This window comes from Streptomyces sp. V3I7 (assembly GCF_030817495.1).
GTDB lineage: Bacteria > Actinomycetota > Actinomycetes > Streptomycetales > Streptomycetaceae > Streptomyces.
Genome location: NZ_JAUSZK010000001.1, coordinates 931,390 through 949,424, shown reverse-complemented (window position 1 = coordinate 949,424; position 18,035 = coordinate 931,390). Strand labels below are relative to the sequence as shown.

16 protein-coding genes, 1 pseudogene and 1 riboswitch are annotated in these 18,035 nt (G+C 71.3%); of the genes and pseudogenes, 5 read left to right on the top strand and 12 right to left on the bottom strand.

The annotated features are described in order from the left end of the window. The first annotated feature begins 124 nt into the window (after nt 1–124). Nucleotides 125–1,623, top strand: a pseudogene (locus QFZ74_RS04570) (DNA polymerase IV). On the opposite strand, the gene QFZ74_RS04565 reads toward QFZ74_RS04570, so the two are convergent. Then, nucleotides 1,545–1,916: a PRC-barrel domain-containing protein gene (locus QFZ74_RS04565; protein ID WP_307619488.1), complete on the bottom strand. Its 372-nt coding sequence runs from the start codon at nt 1,914–1,916 to the stop codon at nt 1,545–1,547. The pseudogene QFZ74_RS04570 and the gene QFZ74_RS04565 overlap by 79 nt on opposite strands. A gap of 117 nt (nt 1,917–2,033) precedes the next feature. Continuing rightward, a riboswitch (glycine riboswitch) is annotated at nt 2,034–2,129 on the top strand. 174 nt (nt 2,130–2,303) lie between these two features. On the opposite strand from QFZ74_RS04565, the gene gcvP reads away from it, so the two are divergent. Continuing rightward, complete coding sequence (gene gcvP / locus QFZ74_RS04560) at nt 2,304–5,189, top strand: aminomethyl-transferring glycine dehydrogenase (protein WP_307619487.1); 2,886 nt, start codon at nt 2,304–2,306, stop codon at nt 5,187–5,189. A gap of 62 nt (nt 5,190–5,251) precedes the next feature. On the opposite strand, the gene QFZ74_RS04555 is transcribed toward gcvP, so the two are convergent. The 5 genes from QFZ74_RS04555 to modA form a co-directional block, all read right to left on the bottom strand. Next, entirely contained in the window at nt 5,252–5,674 is a 423-nt protein-coding gene (locus tag QFZ74_RS04555; RefSeq protein WP_307619486.1) for a molybdopterin-binding protein, read from the bottom strand. A 76-nt stretch (nt 5,675–5,750) separates the two neighbouring features. Continuing rightward, nucleotides 5,751–6,842, bottom strand: a complete 1,092-nt coding sequence (locus QFZ74_RS04550; protein ID WP_307619485.1) for an ABC transporter ATP-binding protein — start codon at nt 6,840–6,842, stop codon at nt 5,751–5,753. After that, nucleotides 6,839–7,009, bottom strand: coding sequence for a hypothetical protein (locus QFZ74_RS04545; RefSeq protein WP_307619484.1), 171 nt, complete (start codon nt 7,007–7,009; stop codon nt 6,839–6,841). The genes QFZ74_RS04550 and QFZ74_RS04545 overlap by 4 nt, the downstream gene beginning before the upstream one ends. Beyond that, nucleotides 7,006–7,887 carry a molybdate ABC transporter permease subunit gene (gene modB / locus QFZ74_RS04540; protein WP_307619483.1) on the bottom strand — a complete coding sequence of 294 codons (882 nt, stop codon included), beginning with the start codon at nt 7,885–7,887 and terminating at the stop codon, nt 7,006–7,008. Before modB ends, QFZ74_RS04545 begins: the two co-directional genes overlap by 4 nt. Further along, a complete protein-coding gene (modA, locus tag QFZ74_RS04535) occupies nt 7,884–8,711 on the bottom strand; it encodes a molybdate ABC transporter substrate-binding protein (RefSeq protein ID WP_307619482.1) in 828 nt (275 codons plus the stop codon). Before modA ends, modB begins: the two co-directional genes overlap by 4 nt. Nucleotides 8,712–8,942: 231 nt before the next feature. On the opposite strand from modA, the gene QFZ74_RS04530 reads away from it, so the two are divergent. Next, on the top strand, nt 8,943–9,434 hold the full coding sequence (locus QFZ74_RS04530) for a hypothetical protein (RefSeq protein ID WP_307619481.1): 492 nt from the start codon (nt 8,943–8,945) through the stop codon (nt 9,432–9,434). A gap of 70 nt (nt 9,435–9,504) precedes the next feature. Here the strand turns inward: QFZ74_RS04530 and QFZ74_RS04525 are convergent, their stop codons facing one another. From QFZ74_RS04525 to QFZ74_RS04505, 5 genes are all read right to left on the bottom strand, one after another. After that, nucleotides 9,505–9,900 carry a molybdopterin-binding protein gene (locus QFZ74_RS04525; RefSeq protein WP_307619480.1) on the bottom strand — a complete coding sequence of 132 codons (396 nt, stop codon included), beginning with the start codon at nt 9,898–9,900 and terminating at the stop codon, nt 9,505–9,507. Nucleotides 9,901–10,026: 126 nt separating this feature from the next. Continuing rightward, nucleotides 10,027–11,982 carry an amino acid transporter gene (locus QFZ74_RS04520; protein ID WP_307619479.1) on the bottom strand — a complete coding sequence of 652 codons (1,956 nt, stop codon included), beginning with the start codon at nt 11,980–11,982 and terminating at the stop codon, nt 10,027–10,029. A 186-nt stretch (nt 11,983–12,168) separates the two neighbouring features. Continuing rightward, nucleotides 12,169–12,738 carry a universal stress protein gene (locus QFZ74_RS04515; RefSeq protein WP_307619478.1) on the bottom strand — a complete coding sequence of 190 codons (570 nt, stop codon included), beginning with the start codon at nt 12,736–12,738 and terminating at the stop codon, nt 12,169–12,171. A 259-nt stretch (nt 12,739–12,997) separates the two neighbouring features. After that, nucleotides 12,998–13,204 carry a DUF5999 family protein gene (locus QFZ74_RS04510; RefSeq protein ID WP_307619477.1) on the bottom strand — a complete coding sequence of 69 codons (207 nt, stop codon included), beginning with the start codon at nt 13,202–13,204 and terminating at the stop codon, nt 12,998–13,000. Between the two features lie 296 nt (nt 13,205–13,500). Beyond that, on the bottom strand, nt 13,501–14,103 hold the full coding sequence (locus QFZ74_RS04505; RefSeq protein ID WP_307619476.1) for a hypothetical protein: 603 nt from the start codon (nt 14,101–14,103) through the stop codon (nt 13,501–13,503). A gap of 577 nt (nt 14,104–14,680) precedes the next feature. Here QFZ74_RS04505 and QFZ74_RS04500 point away from each other — a divergent pair. Together QFZ74_RS04500 and QFZ74_RS04495 are read left to right on the top strand one after the other, a co-directional pair. Further along, nucleotides 14,681–16,198 carry a glutamate--cysteine ligase gene (locus QFZ74_RS04500; RefSeq protein WP_307619475.1) on the top strand — a complete coding sequence of 506 codons (1,518 nt, stop codon included), beginning with the start codon at nt 14,681–14,683 and terminating at the stop codon, nt 16,196–16,198. A 170-nt stretch (nt 16,199–16,368) separates the two neighbouring features. Further along, nucleotides 16,369–17,169, top strand: a complete 801-nt coding sequence (locus QFZ74_RS04495) for a CPBP family intramembrane glutamic endopeptidase (protein ID WP_307619474.1) — start codon at nt 16,369–16,371, stop codon at nt 17,167–17,169. A gap of 22 nt (nt 17,170–17,191) precedes the next feature. Here QFZ74_RS04495 and QFZ74_RS04490 read toward each other — a convergent pair whose 3' ends face one another. Next, nucleotides 17,192–18,001 carry a PhzF family phenazine biosynthesis protein gene (locus QFZ74_RS04490; protein WP_307624042.1) on the bottom strand — a complete coding sequence of 270 codons (810 nt, stop codon included), beginning with the start codon at nt 17,999–18,001 and terminating at the stop codon, nt 17,192–17,194. Nucleotides 18,002–18,035 lie beyond the last annotated feature (34 nt).

Below are 18,035 nucleotides of genomic sequence, written 5' to 3'. Positions count from 1 at the left end.
AACCGCGTGAGCTGGAGATCCCTCGTGGCATGGCGGCCGGGCCACGCCCCTTTCCGAGGCGCGAGGGCTCCGGGAGTGTGCCGTGCCCGCCGCATTGTCAGTGGCGTGGTGCAGCATCGGAGATGTGAGAAACGCGCCCACGATCCTGCATCTCGACATGGATGCCTTCTTCGCCTCGGTGGAGCAGGCGTCCAAGCCGAGCCTGCGCGGGAAGGCCGTCGTCGTGGGCGGCCTCGGACCGCGGGGAGTGGTCGCCACCGCGTCGTACGAGGCGAGGGTCTTCGGAGTGCACTCGGCGATGCCCATGGCCCAGGCGCGCCGGCTCGCTCCGAACGCCGCGTATCTCGTGCCGCGCTTCGGGATCTACCGGTCCATCAGCGAGCAGGTGATGGCGCTGCTGCGTGCTCTCTCGCCGCTCGTGGAGCCGCTGAGCCTGGACGAGGCGTTCGTGGACCTGGAGGCCGGGGGAGCGGCCTGGGACGAGGCGTCGGCAAGGCTGGCCGGGGAGCGGCTGCGCGCGGACATACGGGCCGTCACGGGGCTCGCGGGATCGGTGGGACTCGCCGCGTCCAAGATGCTCGCGAAGATCGCCTCGGAGGAGGCCAAGCCGAACGGGCTGGTCGTGATCGAGCCGGGCACCGAGCGCGCCAAGCTCGGCCCGATGTCGGTCCGGACACTGCCGGGGGTCGGGCCGGCGACCGGGGATCATCTGAGGCGGGCCGGCATCACCACGGTCGCCGAGATCGCCGAGGCGGGCGAGGACGAACTCGTCCGGCTGCTCGGCAAGGCCCACGGGCACGCGTTGTACGCCATGGCGCTGGCGCACGACGAGCGGCCGGTCGTGGCCGAGCGGGAGGCCAAGTCGGTGTCCGTGGAGGACACGTACGACGTGGACATCCATGACCGGGTGCGGGTCGGCCTGGAGGTGCAGCGGCTCGCCGACCGGTGCGTGCGCAGGCTGCGCGAGGCCGGGCTGTCCGGGCGGACCATCGTGCTGAAGGTGCGGCGGTACGACTTCTCGACGCTGACCCGGTCCGAGACGCTGCGTGGTCCCACGGACGACCCGGCGGTGGTGCGGGAGGCGGTGCTGCGGTTGCTGGACGTCGTGGACACGACCGGCGGCGTGCGGCTGCTGGGCGTGGGCGTCTCGGGGCTCGCCGACTACACGCAGGAGGACCTGTTCGCACAGGCGGCGGGCGAGCACTCGGACATGGCGCACGAGGAGACCGTGGCCGAGCCCGCTGCCGAGGAGCGGACGGCGGCCGCCGAACGGCACTGGCCGGCCGGGCACGACGTACGACACGGCGTGTACGGGCACGGCTGGGTGCAGGGCAGCGGGCTGGGGAGGGTCACCGTCCGCTTCGAGACACCGGACTCCGAGCCCGGCCGGGTGCGGACGTTCCGGACCGACGACCCGGACCTGGAACCGGCGGATCCCCTGCCGCTGGTCCAACAGCCAGTGACAGGAGCCGAAGAGAGATCCGAGAGACCTGAGGAGAGATCCGAGAGACCTCAGGAGGAGAGCCCGGCCGGGGCTTAGCGCGTCAGACCTCGTCCGTGCCGGCCAGCTTGCCGAACTCGTGGTCCGGGACGGCGGGCGGGGCGCCCACGTCGAGGCCGTAGTGGTGGTAGAGCTGAAGCTCCTGTTCCGGCGAGAGGTGGCGGCCCACGCCGAAGTCGGGCGCGTCCTTGATGAGGGCGCGGTCGAAGGGGACGCGCAGGGCGCCCTCGATGAGTTCGCTCGGTTCGAGGGGGACGAAGGCATCGCGGGAGAACAGACCGGTTCGTATGGCCGCCCACTCGGGCACGCCCGTGGCGTCGTCGAGGTACACCTCGTCGATCGTGCCGATCTTGGTGCCGTTGCGGTCGAACGCCTTGCGGCCGATCAGGTTGCGCGGATCGATATCGGTCTGCACGGGCCCTCCTCTTGGTCGCAAGCGAATCATCCGTAAGCACTACGAAAGAGCACAATGGGACCGGCGGCCACTCGAAGGCCTGCCGTTTCCCTCGCTGGTAGGCTGGCTAGCGGCTGCTGACCCCGTGCGGGAGAGTCCTCCGGACATCACCGGAGGCGCCGAAGGAGCAACTCCTCCCCGGAATCTCTCAGGCTCACGTACCGCATGGACGAGGTCACTCTGGAAAGCAGAGCGGGTGTCGACGGCTTCCGCTCTCACCGACGGTGAAAGCCGGAGCCTCCGGGCGCCCGGTGAAGCTCTCAGGTCGAGATGACAGAGGGGGAGGCCGTCGGGGTACCCGCGCCGGGGTGCCCCTCGCAGGTCGCGTCAGACCAGGAGGCCTCCGCAATGACCGCCCCTCGCATTCCGCTCTCCGCACTCGAAGCGGGCATCCCCTTCGAGCAGCGCCACATCGGCCCCGACCAGGAGTCGCGCGCCAAGATGCTGGCCCAGGTCGGATACGGCTCGCTGGACGAGCTCACCGCCGCCGCGGTGCCGGATGTGATCAAGAACGCCGACGCCCTGGACCTGCCGGGCGCGCGCACCGAGGCCGAGGTGCTCGCCGAACTGCGCTCCCTCGCCGACCGCAACCAGGTCCTCGGCTCGATGATCGGGCTCGGGTACTACGGCACCTTCACGCCGCCGGTCATCCTGCGCAACGTCATGGAGAACCCCGCCTGGTACACGGCCTACACGCCGTACCAGCCGGAGATCTCCCAGGGCCGGCTGGAGGCCCTGCTCAACTTCCAGACGATGGTCGCCGACCTCACCGGGCTGCCCACCTCCGGTGCCTCCCTGCTCGACGAGGGCACCGCGGCCGCCGAGGCCATGGCGCTGTCGCGGCGCATGGGCAAGAACAAGAAGGGCCTCTTCCTGGTCGACGCGGACGCGCTGCCGCAGACCGTCGCCGTGATCGAGACCCGCGCCGAGCCGACCGGCGCCGAGGTCGTCGTCGCTGACCTGAGCGACGGCATCCCGGCCGAGCTCGCCGAGCGCGAGATCAACGGCGTGCTGATCCAGTACCCGGGCGCCTCCGGTGCCGTACGCGACATCAAGCCGCTGATCGACCAGGCGCACGAGCGCGGCGCCCTCGTCACCGTCGCCGGCGACCTGCTCGCGCTGACCCTGCTGACCTCGCCCGGTGAGCTGGGCGCGGACATCGCCGTCGGTACGACGCAGCGCTTCGGTGTGCCGATGGGCTTCGGCGGACCGCACGCCGGTTACATGGCGGTGCACGAGAAGTTCGCGCGCAGCCTGCCCGGCCGCCTCGTCGGCGTCTCGGTCGACGCCGACGGCAACAAGGCCTACCGCCTCGCCCTGCAGACCCGTGAGCAGCACATCCGCCGCGAGAAGGCCACCAGCAACATCTGCACCGCGCAGGTCCTGCTGGCTGTCATGGCCGGCATGTACGCGGTCTACCACGGTCCCGAGGGCCTCAGGGCCATCGCCCGGCGCACCCACCGCTACGCCACGATCCTCGCCGCCGGGCTCGCCAAGGGCGGCGTCGAACTGGTCCACGCCGCCTACTTCGACACCCTGACCGTCAAGGCCGAGGGCCGGGCCGCCGAGATCGTCGCCGCCGCGCGGGACAACGGGGTCAACCTGCGCCTCGTCGACGCCGACCACGTGTCCGTCGCCTGCGACGAGACCACCAACCGGGCCGCGCTGGAGGCCGTCTGGGCCGCGTTCGGCGTCGAGGGCGACATCGAGGCGCTGGACGCCGTCACCGAGGACACCCTCCCGGACGCGCTGCAGCGCACCGACGACTACCTCGCCCACCCCGTTTTCCACCAGTACCGCTCCGAGACCGCGATGCTGCGCTACCTGCGCCGGCTGGCCAACCGCGACTACGCGCTCGACCGCGGCATGATCCCGCTGGGCTCCTGCACCATGAAGCTCAACGCGACCACGGAGATGGAGCCGGTCACCTGGTCCGAGTTCGGGCAGATGCACCCCTTCGCGCCCGCCGAGCAGGCCGAGGGCTACCTGACGCTCATCCGCGAGCTGGAGGAGCGGCTCGCCGAGGTCACCGGGTACGACAAGGTCTCGCTCCAGCCGAACGCCGGTTCCCAGGGCGAGTTCGCGGGTCTGCTCGCCGTACGCGCGTACCACCGTGCAGGCGGCGATGAGCAGCGCACCGTCTGCCTGATCCCGTCCTCCGCGCACGGCACCAACGCCGCCAGCGCCGTCATGGCGGGCATGAAGGTCGTCGTCGTGAAGACCGCCGAGGACGGCGAGATCGACGTCGAGGACCTGCGCGCCAAGATCGAGCAGTACCGAGACGAGCTCGCGGTGCTGATGATCACCTACCCGTCCACGCACGGTGTGTTCGAGGAGCACGTCGCCGACATCTGCGCCCAGGTCCACGAGGCCGGCGGCCAGGTCTACGTCGACGGCGCCAACCTCAACGCCCTGGTCGGCCTCGCCAAGCCGGGCCACTTCGGCGGCGACGTCTCCCACCTGAACCTGCACAAGACGTTCTGCATCCCGCACGGCGGCGGCGGTCCCGGCGTCGGCCCGGTGGCCGTACGGTCGCACCTGGCGCCGTACCTGCCGAACCACCCGCTCCAGCCGGCGGCCGGCCCGGAGACGGGCGTGGGCCCGATCTCCGCGGCGCCGTTCGGCAGCGCGGGCATCCTGCCGATCTCGTGGGCGTACGTCCGTCTCATGGGCGGCGAGGGGCTGAAGCGGGCCACGCAGGTGGCCGTGCTCTCCGCCAACTACATCGCCAAGCGCCTGGAGCCGCACTACCCGGTGCTCTACACCGGTCCCGGCGGTCTGGTCGCGCACGAGTGCATCATCGACCTGCGCCCGCTGACCAAGGCGACCGGCGTGAGCGTCGACGACGTCGCCAAGCGGCTCATCGACTACGGCTTCCACGCGCCGACGATGTCCTTCCCCGTGGCCGGCACGCTCATGATCGAGCCGACCGAGTCGGAGGACCTGACCGAGCTGGACCGGTTCTGCGACGCGATGATCGCCATCCGCACGGAGATCGAGAAGGTCGGCTCCGGGGAGTGGCCCGCTGAGGACAACCCGCTGCGGGGCGCCCCGCACACCGCGGCCGCGCTCGGCGGGGAGTGGGAGCACGCCTACAGCCGTGAGGAGGCCGTCTACCCGGCCGGTGTCGTGGCCGCCGACAAGTACTGGCCGCCGGTGCGCCGTATCGACCAGGCCTTCGGCGACCGGAACCTGGTCTGCTCCTGCCCGCCGCTGGACGCGTACGAGGACTGAGTGAGTGTCTGAAAGGGCCCCACCCGGCAGCCGGGTGGGGCCCTTTCACGCGTCGGATCGCCTTACGGCGTCTCGAGCGACACCTCGGTCGACTTGATCAGGGCGACGACGGAGGAGCCGACCGACAGGCCGAGGTCGGTGACGGACTCCTTGGTGATCGCCGAGGTCAGCTCGCCGCCGGCGGCGATCGAGATCTTCACGGTGGCCATGGCGCCGCCGGCGGCGATGTCCGAGATCGTGCCGGGGATCTGGTTGCGGATCGAGATCCGCTGGACCGGCGCGGTGGAGAGGGAGACCTCGGTCGACTTCACCAGGGCGCGCACCGCGGAGCCCGTGTCCAGGCCCAGGTCCTTCACGGCGTCCAGGGTGATCGCGGCGGTGATGTGCTGGCCGTCGGAGAGATCGACCTTGACCGTCGCCATCGCCTCGCCCTCGGTGACGGACGCGACGGTGCCGGGGAGCTGGTTGCGGATGCTCAGGCTCATGGGAACGCCTCACAGGATGTGGGGGAATGTCGGGTATGCACCCTTGGTGATCCCCACCGTATCCGCAGTCGTGGCGTCAGGCCGGGTAGGCGTGCGTCTGGGTCGCCTTCACCGTCGCCCAGACCGGCGCACCCGGGACCAGGCCGAGCTCGGCGGCCGCGACCGTGGTCAGGTCGGCGGCGAGGGGCAACTCGCCCGCCAGGTCGGCGCGGATCTGGTCGCCGTGGGTCTCCAGGCCGGTGACCTGGCACCGCCACAGATTGCGGGCGCTGGAGCCCTCGGGGCGGTCCCGGTGGAGGGTGACCGCGCCGGGCGGGAAGGCCACGAAGACCTCACCCGACAGATCCTCCGTCGTGGTGATCGCGGGCCCCGCGTCCAGCCGTACCGTGTGCCCCTTCGCCTCGCCCCGGTAGAGGTTCAGGCCGACCAGCTGTGCGATGTAGTCCGTGCGCGGGCGGCGGGCGATGTCGGCCGGGGCGCCCTCCTGGACCACCCGGCCGTGCTCGACGACGACCAGTCGGTCGGCGAGCACCATCGCGTCCAGGGGATCGTGCGTCACCAGGACGGCCACCGCCTCGAACTCGGCCAGATGACGGCGCAGTTGCACGCGTACCTCCAGGCGGGTGCGGGCGTCCAGCGCGGCGAGCGGCTCGTCGAGGAGCAGCAGCCGGGGGTTGGTGGCCAGGGCGCGGGCCACGGCCACGCGCTGCGCCTGGCCGCCGGACAGCCGGCGCGGCTTGGCCGCCAGGTGGTCGGCGAGCCCCATGCGCTCCAGCCAGGCGGCGGCCTCGGCGCGCGCCTCCGCCTTGGACGTGCCGTGGCAGCGGGGGCCGAAGGCCACGTTGTCCAGCGCGGACAGGTGCGGGAAGAGCAGGTAGTCCTGGAAGACGACGCCGACCGGGCGGGACTCGGGCGGCGTACGGTCCAGCGAGGCGCCGTCCAGCCGCAGATGGCCGCCGGAGAGCGGGACGAGACCCGCGAGCGCGCGCAGGGCCGTCGTCTTCCCCGCGCCGTTGGGACCGAGCAGTGCGACGACGTCACCCGGCGCGGCGCGCAGGGCCACGTCGAGGCGGAAGGGGCCGCGGTCGACGACCAGCCGGGCGTCGAGGCCGCCGTCGCGTGCGTCGGCGGTGGTGAGCCCGGCCGTGGTGTCGTCGATGTCCGTCATGGGGTGTACATCCAGGGGGCGAGGGGGCGGGCGGCCGTCCCGGTGCGCGGGGCGGCGGGCATCGAGCGGAGGTGGGGCACGGAGGCGGTCGTACGGGCGGTCGTACGGGTGCCGGGGGCGTCGGCGGAGCCCCCTGAAACCGGCCGAGGGCGTCGGCGCGTGGTCATGAGGGCGTCATCCAGCGGTCCCGCAGGCCCGCCAGTACCGCGATCGACACCGCCAGCAGGACCAGGCTCAGGGAAATGGCCGCCTCGGGGTCGTTCTGGAGGGCCAGGTAGACCGCCAGGGGCATGGTCTGGGTACGGCCCGGGAAGTTGCCCGCGAAGGTGATCGTCGCGCCGAACTCGCCCAGTGCGCGGGCCCAGGCGAGGACGGCGCCGGCCGCGATGCCCGGGGCAATCAGTGGCAGGGTGACCCGGCGGAACGCGGTGAAGCGCGAGGCGCCCAGGGTGGCCGCCGCCTCCTCGAAGCGCGGGTCGGCGGCGCGCAGCGTGCCCTCGACGCTGATGACGAGGAACGGCATCGCGACGAACGCCTCGGCCACCACGACCCCCGCCGTGGTGAACGGCAGCGTGATCCCGAACCAGGAGTCCAGCCACTGTCCGATGATGCCGTTGCGGCCGAGCGCGAGCAGCAGGGCCACACCGCCGACCACGGGCGGCAGGACGAGCGGCAGGGTCACCAGAGCCCGGACCAGGCCGCGGCCGGGGAACCGGGTGCGGGCCAGCAGCCAGGCCAGTGGCACGCCCAGGATCAGTGCCACCGCGGTCGCCGCGGTCGCGCACACCAGGGACAGCCGGAGCGCCTGCCACACCGCGGGGCTGGTCAGCTGCTCCGGCAGGCTGCCCCACGGGGCCCGTACGAGCAGGGCGAGCAGGGGCAGCAGCAGGAAGGCCAGGGCCACGATGCCGGGGACCAGGAGCGGCAGGGGTACCCAGCGCAGCCCGTTGCCGGCGCCGACGCGGCGGCGCCGCGGGTCGCCCGTCAGGGTCTCGGCCGCGGCGCCGGAGACGTCGGCGCCGAGGGACTTGCCGGCCTCGGTCACGGCTTGAGGAACCCGGCCCCGCTCAGGACCTTCTGGCCCTCGGGAGACTGGACCAGCTCGATGAACGCCTTGGAGGCCTCCGGGTTGGGTCCGTGCTTGAGCTGGGCGATCGGGTAGTCGTTGATGGCCTTGGCCGATTCGGGGAACTCCACGCCCGCCACCTTGCCGGCCGCGGCCTTCACGTCGGTCTTGTAGACGACCGCGGCGTCGGCCTCCTTCAGCTCCACCTTCGTCAGGGCGCTCTTGACGTCCTGCTCGTAGGAGGCCGGGGTGAGCTCGAGGCCACTGGCGTCCAGGGCCTTCTGCGCGGCGGCACCGCACGGGACCGTCTTGTCGCACAGGACGACCTTCAGGCCGGACTTGGTGAGGTCCTTCAGGGAGGAGACCTTGTCGGGGTTGCCCGGCAGGGTGGCGATCTCCAGCTGGTTGCGGACGAAGGTGGCGGGCGCGCCCGTCGCGTCCTTGGCGTCCGTCACGGTGGCCATCGTCTTCGGGCTGGCCGCGGCGAAGACGTCCGCGGGAGCGCCGCCCGTGATGCTCGCGGCGAGTGCGTCACTGCCGGCGAAGTTGAAAGTGACCTTGGTGCCCGGGTGCTGCTTCTCGAACTCGGCGCCGAGCTTGGTGAAGCTCTCCTTGAGAGAGGCGGCGGCGAAGACGGTCACCGTGCCCGAGAGCTTCTGGGACTTCGCGGACGCGGACGCCGAGGAGTCCGGCTTCGACGACGCGTCGTTGTGGGAGGAGCAGGCGCTGAGCGCTATCAGTGCGGCGACTCCCGCACCGGCCACCTGCAGCGTTCGGCGGGTCCGGTGCGTAGGACGGGTCATCACGGATCTACTCCTCTGGTCATCCGGGAAAAGCCCGGGCGTGGTCATCCGGGAAAGCCCGGGCGCTTTTCCGCGACCGGGAAGCGGCCGCAAAGAGATAGTACCCCTGCATCTGCAAGGAGTAAGCCTCTCGGTGCTTTGCATTAGCTGGATCGATGGCGGAATAGGTTAGGCATATGCGTTTGCAAGGCGTTGCCTCCCGGGTACGGTCCATCGCGGAGGTGGTCGCACGTGACACTCGCGGAAGTCGCCCTGACCGGTGACCTGGCCCGGCCGAGTCGCCTGACCGTGCCGGATCTCTTCGGCTGGCCGCAGCACAGAGTGCGGGTGGTCTTCGAGTGCGCCACCAGCGGGGCGCAGCAGCACTGGTTCGCCGGACCACGGCTGTACGACGTCCTGGCCGACGCGGGACCCGGCTTCGATCCGGCCCGGCGCAAGGACCGGCTGCGCTTTCTCATCGCCGTCATCGGAGCGGACGGCCATCACGCCCTGCTGTCGTGGCCGGAGATCGACCCGGACTTCGCGCACGCGCCCGTGCTGCTCGCCGTCAGCATCGACGACACCCCGCTCGACGGGGCGGGGCCTCAGCTGGTACTGCCGCAGGACCGGTGCGGGGCCCGGCACATCAGCGGCATCATGGCGATCCGGGTGGACGGGGCGTACCTGTTCGACGGGGTGGCCTCGATGGTGTCCGCAGGTCCGGAGCCGACGGCGGTCACATGAGAAGCGGGGCGCCGGGCCGTTCGGCCTGCGCCCCGCGCTCGGAGTTGTCTGATCGTTTCCCGGTCGCGCCTCAGACGCGGTCGATGTGGACGTTCGTCGACTTGACGCGGGCGGTGGCCTCCATGCCGACCTTCAGGCCCAGCTCGTCGACGGCCTCCCTGGTAAGGAGGGAGACGAGCCGGTGCGGGCCCGCCTGGATCTCGACCTGTGCGGCGACGTCGCCGAGCTTGATCGCGGTGACGATCCCGGGGAAGGCGTTGCGGACCGAGGTGTACGAGCCTTCCTCGTCACCCGTGCCGGTCTGGGCGAGCTCGACCGAGAACGCGGCAAGGTCCTTGCCGTCGATGAGGCGTCGCCCGGCTTCGTCGCGGTGGGTCGCCACCCGGCCCGCGTCGGCCCAGCGCCGCGCGGTGTCGGGGCTCACGCCGAGGAGCCGTGCCGCCTGGCCGATCGTGTAGGACTGCATGCAGGTCACGATAGGTCCCTTCGGCCGGAACGGTGCACGTGGGGTTGGCCGTTGGGTATAACGCGATACAGCTCCAGTCCGCCGGGGCCGTCCCCACCTGCGAGGTGGGTACGAGGCCCCCGCCTCTCAGCCCACATGCACCCGCGGCCTCTTCGACCGGTGCGGTTCGGCCTCGCGCAGGACTTCGCGGGTGACCGGGGCTACCTCGCCCTGGCCGAAGAGGAAGAAGCGGAGGAAGTTGGCCAGGGGGTTGCCCTCGGTCCACTCGAAGTAGATGTGCGGGGTGCGGCCGGTTTCGTCGCGGACGTGGAGGAGGAAGGCGGCGAGGGCGTTGGAGATGGAGGAGGACTCCAGCGTCAGGACGCGGTAGCGGTTGTGCAGGACCTCGCCGTGCACGTTCAGGCCCGACTCGAACTCGGAGGGGTCGCGGACCGTCACCTCGACGAAGACGAAGTCCTCCTGGGGAGGCAGGTCGTTGTCGGTGCGGATCTGCTCGATCTTGTCGCGGTACTCCGCCACGTCGCGCTGGTCGGGCTGGTTGGCGATAAAGCGGATCTTGCGGCTGGCCATGTCCCTTATGAAGCGCTCCGCCATGGGGTCGAGGGCCACGCTGGTCACGCGGAGCTCGAAGGCGCGGGCCAGCCGCGACAGCAGCGAGACCAGGATGATGCCGACGATGAAGCAGGCACCGATCTTCACACCGTCGGGGCGCTCGACGACGTTCGCGATCGTCGTGTACAGGAACACCGCCGAGATGATCGCGAAGGCGACGGTCCAGCCCCGCTGGTGGGCCTTGTGGGCGGCGATGGTGACGGCGATCGCGGCGGAGCTGATCAGGACCAGCACGCCGGTGGCGTAGGCGCCGCCCTGCGCGTCGACGTTGGCGTCGAAGAGCCAGGTGACGAGGAAGGCGATCAGGATGAAGACGATGACCATCGGGCGGACGGCGCGCGCCCAGTGCGGGGCCATGCCGTAGCGGGGCAGATAGCGCGGCATCAGATTGAGCAGGCCGGCCATCGCGGAGGCACCGGCGAACCACAGGATCGCGATCGTCGATACGTCGTAGACCGTGCCGAAGGCGTTGCCGAGGTACTCGTGCGCGAGGTAGGCGAGCGCGCGCCCGTTGGCCGGGCCGCCGGGCTTGAAGTCGGTGGCCGGGATCAGGATCGTCGTGATGAAGCTGGTGCTGATCAGGAAGGCGCTCATGACCAACGCGGCGGTGGTGAGCAGCTTCTTGGTGTCCCGGATCCGGCCCCGCGGGTTCTCCTCCGTGTCGCCGGCCTCGCCCTCGACGTGCGGCATGACCGCGACGCCGGTCTCGAAGCCGGACAGGCCGAGCGCCAGCTTCGGGAAGACGAGCAGGGCCAGGCCCACCATGACGAGAGGGTTGCCGTGCTGGGTGGTCAGGGCGTCGGCCCAGTTGGCGATCACATGGTCGGCGGTGAAGACGTGCCACATGCCGACGACCACGACGACGACGTTCAGGCTCAGATAGATGCTGACCAGCGCGACCGCGACGCCGACCGCCTCCAGGAAGCCCTTGAGGAAGACCGCGCCGAGCAGCGCCACGAGGACCAGGGTGATCACCATCTGCTGGTCGTGCAGGACGCTGGTCAGATGCGGGTTCTCCACCAGGTGGGTGGAGGCGTCGGCGGCCGACAGCGTGATGGTGATCAGGAAGTCGGTGGCCGCGAAGCCCAGCAGGGTGAGGACGAACAGCTTCCCCTTCCAGAACGTGAGCAGCCGTTCCAGCATCGCGATCGAGCCCTGACCGTGCGGGCTCTCCTCGGCGACCCGGCGGTACACCGGCAGCGCGCCGGCCAGCGTGACGATGACGAGCACGATGGTGGCGATCGGGGACAGCAGGCCGGCCGCGAGGGCGGCGATGCCCGGCTGGTAGCCGAGGGTCGAGAAGTAGTCCACGCCCGTCAGGCACATGACCCGCCACCACCGCTGGCCCTTGTGCGCGGCCTCCGGTTCGCCCTGTGGCGCTCCCTGGCCCGTACCCTTGCCCATGTCGGACAGGCCCTCCAGCATCCAGGCGCGCAAGCGACTGGGAGGGGGGTGTTCCGTCGTGGCCATCGGGGTGCTCCTGACGTGCGGTGCAGACTGTTCGTGGCCATCGCGCGGACGGCGGCACCAGCGTAAGCAGATGGTGAGGCTTGGGCCTGCGCATCACGGGGTGAGCGGCATCAAGCTTGCGTTAAGACTTGCGTCAAGAATGGCTCCGGCCGGTGTGCCGCGCGCGCCGCTTCGTCCGGCTGCCGCCTACCCCTCATGCAGCCGGCGCCACCTGGCATCCCCTTCCAGCAACTCCCGGGTGTCCAGCCGCCGGTGCCAGGCGTTGCGCCGGTGGACCGCCGTCAGGTCCGACTCGAGCGGGGACGGCGGCACCGCGAGGACGGGGCAGGAGGCGTGGGCGACGCAGTAGCGGGCCACCCGCCCCGAGAAGGCACGGCGCCAGCCGCGCTGCCCCGTGCCCACGACGAGGACGTCGTCGTCGCGGGAGGCGATGGCCACCAGGGAGCGGCCCGGGGTGCCGCGGACGACGAGGGCGCACAGCGGCAGATGGGGGCAGGTCTCGCCGAAGACGTCGTCGAGGGCGGAGATCAGCCGCGCCCGGGCCAGGCGCTGCCACTCCTCGGCCACGAGGGAGCAGGCAGGGGAGCGCTGCGTCGCGAGTTCTCCTCCGGGCGGTTCCCAGGCCAGTACGGGCCACAGCTCGGCGCCCCGGCGCCGGGCCTCCGCGGTCGCCCGGCGCAGCGCGGTGACGCTGCCCAGGGAGCCGCTCACGCCGACCACGACACGAGGCGTCGGGGAGGCGTCGTAACCGGACATGGCATCACCGATCGTCAGGTGTGCCCGCGGGCCTCTCCCGCGGGCCGCTCTGCTCGCAGGGCTCCTTCCATCACACTCCTGTCCCGGCGCTCCGACCAGTCCGCGGCCCCGGGCGCGACGCGCCCCCGACACGGCGCGGCCGCGCCCGACCACGAAGAGTGACAATACCCGGACATACGTCGGGGCCGGTGCGCACCCTGAGTGTGCGAGCCGGCCCCTCAAGTCGCCGGGCGGCGCTGTGGTGCCGCCCGGGTGGTGCCTAGGCGGCGGTCATCACCTGGTCGGTGCCCGGCGGGCGGTGCGGGGCGATGATCTGGCCGTCGGGCAGGAGCTCACCGGTGTCCTCGAAGAGGAGTACGCCGTTGCACAGCAGGCTCCACCCCTGCTCCGGGTGGTGCGCCACGAGTCGGGCGGACTCCCGGTCGGCGGATTCGGCGGGCGGGCACGCTGGCTGGTGCTGGCACATGGGTGGGATCTTTCGCTGTGTCGTGGTCATGGCCGTCCCCCCGTGGTGATTCGTCGGTCGGAACCCAGTGTTGCCCTCCGGGAGTCAATCCGCAGGCATTTCGCAGCACCGCTTCTTCACAGGTTGATGACGCTTCATCCTCGTGGATGGTTCAGCCCAACTGGGCGGCCGTTTCGGGTGGTTCGGCGTAGCCGGATAGGGCTAGTCCGAACGGACCCGGCGCGTTCGGCAAGCTTCCGGTCAGGCGGACGTACCCCGCCTCCCGGAGGGGGAGACGGGGTACGTCGGCGGCCGGATCAGGCGGGCGAGCCGAGGAGCGGAGTGGCCGCGGGCGGGACCGGGGGCGTCGCCCTGAGGTTCAGCACGGGCAGCAACTCCGCGACCCGGTGCGGGCGGTGGGCCGCTATGCCGGGCGGGGCCGGCGCCAGCGGGACGAGCAGGTCGGTGGCGAGGGGGTGGCCCTCGGCGCCGTCCGCCGCGCAGTCGCCGTGCAGCCAGAGCGTGAGCATGTAGAGCCCGGGCACCGACAGCAGGCGTGGCTGGTACGGCTGTTGCATGGCCTGGCCCTCGCGGAGCGCCAGCTCCGTGGAGGCTATGTACGGCCCCTCGAAGAAGTGCGCGAACGCCCAGCCGTCCGGGGTCAGCTGGGTCTCGGCCGCGGCGACCGCGCGGTCGCCGGAGCGGATCAGGAAACGCCACCCGGCCAGCCGGGTGGCGGTCACGCCCTCGGGCGTGAGCCGGTCCAGCACATGGACGGGCAGCGGGAGTTCGGGGGTGAGGGGGCCGGGGGCGGTACGCAGGGAAGGGGTACGGGCCTCGAGGACCGCGGTGGGGGAACCGAGGGCCGTGAGGACGGAACGCAGGGCGGGCGCGGGCGCAGGGGGGACGTGCAGCGGCATGGTGGGTCGCCTCTCATTCGACAGGCGCGGCGGCGCGAGGGAGGGGGGGCGGACGGCGCTGTCAGCTCCATGGGGGTCGGGAAGGTGGGGCCCTGGTCGCTGAACGAGGTGCGGGTGAGGCCTGCCGCACGTCACCTCGACGGCAGGAAACAGGACCGCGAGCGCCAACCTACTTCCTTGTAGCCGGAGTTTATACGACACGTCATCTGGCGTTGTTTCCGCTAGCCGTTTCCCGTGCGCGGAACAAGACGCCATTCGGTCGCTGATTCGCGGGAATCATCCCGTTTCCCGGGCCGGTGTACCGCGCTGACCTCGGACTACTCACGCGTAGCGGTCGGCCGGTTCTCGTCGGAGTTTTTCACGAGCGCTTCGGGGAAGTCGAAGAGCGTACTTCCGTATGCCCCGTGAATGTGCCGCCGACATGACGGGGGTGCATTCGACAGCCTAGCGGGCACCGTGTTCGCGCGGGACGTTATCGATCGCTTCCGCTGGGCATCATCCCAACCCGAACTGATCCAGGAGCGCGGCGGCCGCCGGGTCTCCGGTTCGCTCGTCCGAGACCGAGGAGGAACGCCCGATGGGGGAGAAGGTCGTGGCGGAGTCGTTCGACCTGTCCGATCGCCGGCGCTACCGGGAAAAGCTCCGGAGGTGTCTGACGGGGCTGGAGAGGCTTCTGGTGGCCAAGCGGTTCGACCGCCCCAGGAATCTCATGGGTGTGGAGATCGAATTGAATCTCGCCGGGTCCGACGGATCACCGCGCATGTTGAATACACAAGTTCTGGAGCGGATCGCCAGCCGCGATTTCCAGACCGAGCTCGCGATGTTCAATCTCGAAGTAAACATTGCCCCGCACCGATTGGACGGACGTATATTCGACCGGCTCGCCGAGGAACTCCGCACCTCGATGGCGTATGCCGACCGGAAGGCCGGCGAACTGGACGCCGGAATCGTGATGATCGGCATCCTGCCCACGCTCGACCGCGACGACCTGGTCTTCGGCAACCTCTCCGAGGTCGACCGCTACGCGCTGCTCAACGACCAGATCGTGGCCGCCCGCGGCGAGGAATTCGCGCTGGACATCGAGGGGGTGGAACGCCTCACCTGCACCTCGAAATCCATCGTCCCCGAAGCCGCCTGCACCTCCGTGCAGCTGCACCTCCAGGTCACCCCGGACCGCTTCGCCGACGTGTGGAACGCGGCGCAGGTGGCCTGCGCGGCGCAGATCGCCGTCGGCGCCAACTCCCCCTTCCTGTTCGGCCACGAGTTGTGGCGCGAGTCGCGGCCCCCGCTGTTCCTCCAGTCCACCGACACCCGCCCGCCCGAGCTCCAGGCCCAGGGCGTACGCCCGCGCACCTGGTTCGGCGAGCGCTGGATCTCCTCGGCGTACGACCTCTTCGAGGAGAACCTGCGCTACTTCCCGGCTCTGCTGCCGCTGTGCGACGACGAGGACCCGCTGGACGTCCTCGACGCCGGCGGCGTGCCGAGGCTCGCCGAACTCGTCCTGCACAACGGCACGGTGTACCGCTGGAACCGCCCCGTCTACGGCATCGCCGACGGCGTCCCGCACCTGCGCGTGGAGAACCGGGTCCTGCCCGCCGGGCCGACCGTCGCCGACGTCGTCGCCAACGCCGCCTTCTACTACGGCCTCGTCCGCGCCCTCGCCGAAGAGGCGCGGCCCGTGTGGACCCGGCTGCCCTTCGCCACCGCCGAGGCCAACTTCGACGCTGCCTGCCGCCACGGCATCGACGCCCGCTTCGTCTGGCCGCGGCGCGGACGGCACGGAGGTACGGCCGAGGTCGACGCCGTCTCCCTCGTACGCGAGGAACTGCTGCCGCTCGCCGCGGCCGGGCTGGACGCGTGGGGGGTCGAACCCGCCGACCGCGACCTGTACCTCGGCATCATCGAGGAACGCTGCCGGCTCCGCACGAACGGCGCGTCCTGGCAGGCGGCCACCTTCCACCGGGCCCTGGACGAGGGCCTGAGCCGGCCGGAGGCACTGGCCGCGACGACCCGCCGCTACACGGAGCTGATGCACGCCGGTGACCCGGTGCACACCTGGCCGGTGGGCGTGCGGGAGCCGGTGCCGATGGGCTGAGGACCGCGACCGCCTGCCATGCTTCCCTCCTGGTACGCCTGATACTCCTGGTACTCCTGGTATTCCGGACACCCACGGATCGGGACACCCACGGATCGGGACACCCCCGGGATCCGGACACCCCCGGATCGGGACGACGCCGGAGCGGGATGACGTAACTGGAGGCAGGTGTGCAGGTGGAGGCGGGCCCGGTGGCGGGGGCCTATTCATGGCAGCGGCCCACGCGGCGGACACTGCGGAACGAACTGCTGATCGTTCTCGGGCTCTCGCTCGGCGCGAGCGGAGTGTCCGCGCTGATCAGCTTCGTCGGAGCGGTCACGAAGCCGGGCGGCCTCAAGGACCAGGCGGCCACCCTCAACTCCTCGGCCGCGCCCGGCCGTCCGTGGCTCGATCTCGCCTGGCAGCTCTTCGACATCGCCTCGGCGCTGATGCCCGTCGCCCTGGTCGCCTACCTCCTGCTGCGCGAGGGCAAGAGCCTGCGCGTCATCGGCTTCGACCGGAGCCGGCCCTGGTCCGACCTCGCCCGCGGCGCCGGGGTCGCGGCCGTGATCGGCAGCACCGGGATCGCCTTCTACCTGGCCGCGCGCGCCCTCGGCTTCAACCTCACGGTGGTGCCGGAGGCGCTGCCGGACGTGTGGTGGAAGTTCCCCGTGCTGATCCTCTCGGCGGTGCAGAACGCCGTCCTGGAGGAAGTGATCGTCGTCGGCTATCTGCTGCGCAGGCTGGGCCAGTTGGGCTGGACGCCGGGGACCGCGCTGGTGGCCAGCGCCGTGCTCCGCGGCTCGTACCACCTCTACCAGGGCGTGGGCGGGTTCATCGGCAACATGGTCATGGGCGTGGTGTTCGTCTGGCTGTACCGGCGCTGGGGCCGGGTGGGCCCCCTGGTCGTCGCCCACTCCCTGCTCGACATCGGGGCGTTCGTCGGGTACGCCCTGCTGGCGGGCAAGGTGGGGTGGCTGCCGACGGCGTGAGCCCCCGGAGGGGCTCCCTTCGTCAGACGAGCAGGTCGCCCTCGATCGAGGTGACCGCGCGGCCGGTGAGCAGCGTGCGGTCGCCGCGCAGTCCGGTGCGGACGAGGCCCGAGCGGCGGGAGGCCTGGAGGCCGGTGAGGTCGGGGCGGCCGAGGCGCTCGGACCAGTACAGGGCGAGGGCGGTGTGGGCGCTGCCGGTGACCGCGTCCTCGTCGATGCCGACGTTCGGGAAGAAGCAGCGGGAGACGAAGTCGTGGCCGCCGGCCGGGTCCGTGGCCCGGGCGGTGGCGATGATGCCGCGCCGGGAGTGCCCGGCGAGCGCCTTGTGATCGGGCGCGAGGCCGAGGACGGTCTGCTCGTCGGCGAGCTCCACCAGCAGGTCGCCGACGTTCGGCCCGGTGTCGTACGCCGCGACCGGCTCCGCCCCGAGCGCCTCGGCGACCCCGGCCGGTACGTCGACCCGCGTCAGCGGGGCGGTCGGGAAGTCCAGGGTGATCGACCCGTCCGCGCCGGGCGTCGCGACGAGCACGCCACTACGGGTGGCGAACCGCACCGGCCCCTCGTGGGCGCCGGTGGCGTGCAGCACGTGGGCCGTGGCGAGCGTGGCGTGCCCGCACATCGCGACCTCCGTGACGGGCGTGAACCACCGCAGCGCCCAGTCCGCCGCCCCGCCTTCCGGCAACCGGTGCGCGAACGCCGTCTCGGCGTGGTTGACCTCCATGGCGACGTTCTGCATCCACCCGTCGTCGGGGAAGGAGTCGAGGAGCAGGACCCCGGCCGGGTTGCCGGAGAAGGGACGGTCGGCAAAGGCGTCGACGATTCGCAAGCGCAGCATGTCGCCGACGGTAGGGGGAGGGGAGCGGGGG

What these genes read in the sequence shown, in the direction of transcription:
- gcvP (WP_307619487.1), top strand. Translation starts at nt 2,304, where the DNA reads ATGACCGCCCCTCGCATTCCGCTCTCCGCACTCGAAGCGGGCATCCCC.
- QFZ74_RS04555 (WP_307619486.1), bottom strand. Translation starts at nt 5,674, where the DNA reads ATGAGCCTGAGCATCCGCAACCAGCTCCCCGGCACCGTCGCGTCCGTC.
- QFZ74_RS04550 (WP_307619485.1), bottom strand. Translation starts at nt 6,842, where the DNA reads ATGACGGACATCGACGACACCACGGCCGGGCTCACCACCGCCGACGCA.
- QFZ74_RS04545 (WP_307619484.1), bottom strand. Translation starts at nt 7,009, where the DNA reads ATGACCACGCGCCGACGCCCTCGGCCGGTTTCAGGGGGCTCCGCCGAC.
- modA (WP_307619482.1), bottom strand. Translation starts at nt 8,711, where the DNA reads ATGACCCGTCCTACGCACCGGACCCGCCGAACGCTGCAGGTGGCCGGT.
- QFZ74_RS04525 (WP_307619480.1), bottom strand. Translation starts at nt 9,900, where the DNA reads ATGCAGTCCTACACGATCGGCCAGGCGGCACGGCTCCTCGGCGTGAGC.
- QFZ74_RS04520 (WP_307619479.1), bottom strand. Translation starts at nt 11,982, where the DNA reads ATGGCCACGACGGAACACCCCCCTCCCAGTCGCTTGCGCGCCTGGATG.
- QFZ74_RS04515 (WP_307619478.1), bottom strand. Translation starts at nt 12,738, where the DNA reads ATGTCCGGTTACGACGCCTCCCCGACGCCTCGTGTCGTGGTCGGCGTG.
- QFZ74_RS04510 (WP_307619477.1), bottom strand. Translation starts at nt 13,204, where the DNA reads ATGTGCCAGCACCAGCCAGCGTGCCCGCCCGCCGAATCCGCCGACCGG.
- QFZ74_RS04505 (WP_307619476.1), bottom strand. Translation starts at nt 14,103, where the DNA reads ATGCCGCTGCACGTCCCCCCTGCGCCCGCGCCCGCCCTGCGTTCCGTC.
- QFZ74_RS04500 (WP_307619475.1), top strand. Translation starts at nt 14,681, where the DNA reads ATGGGGGAGAAGGTCGTGGCGGAGTCGTTCGACCTGTCCGATCGCCGG.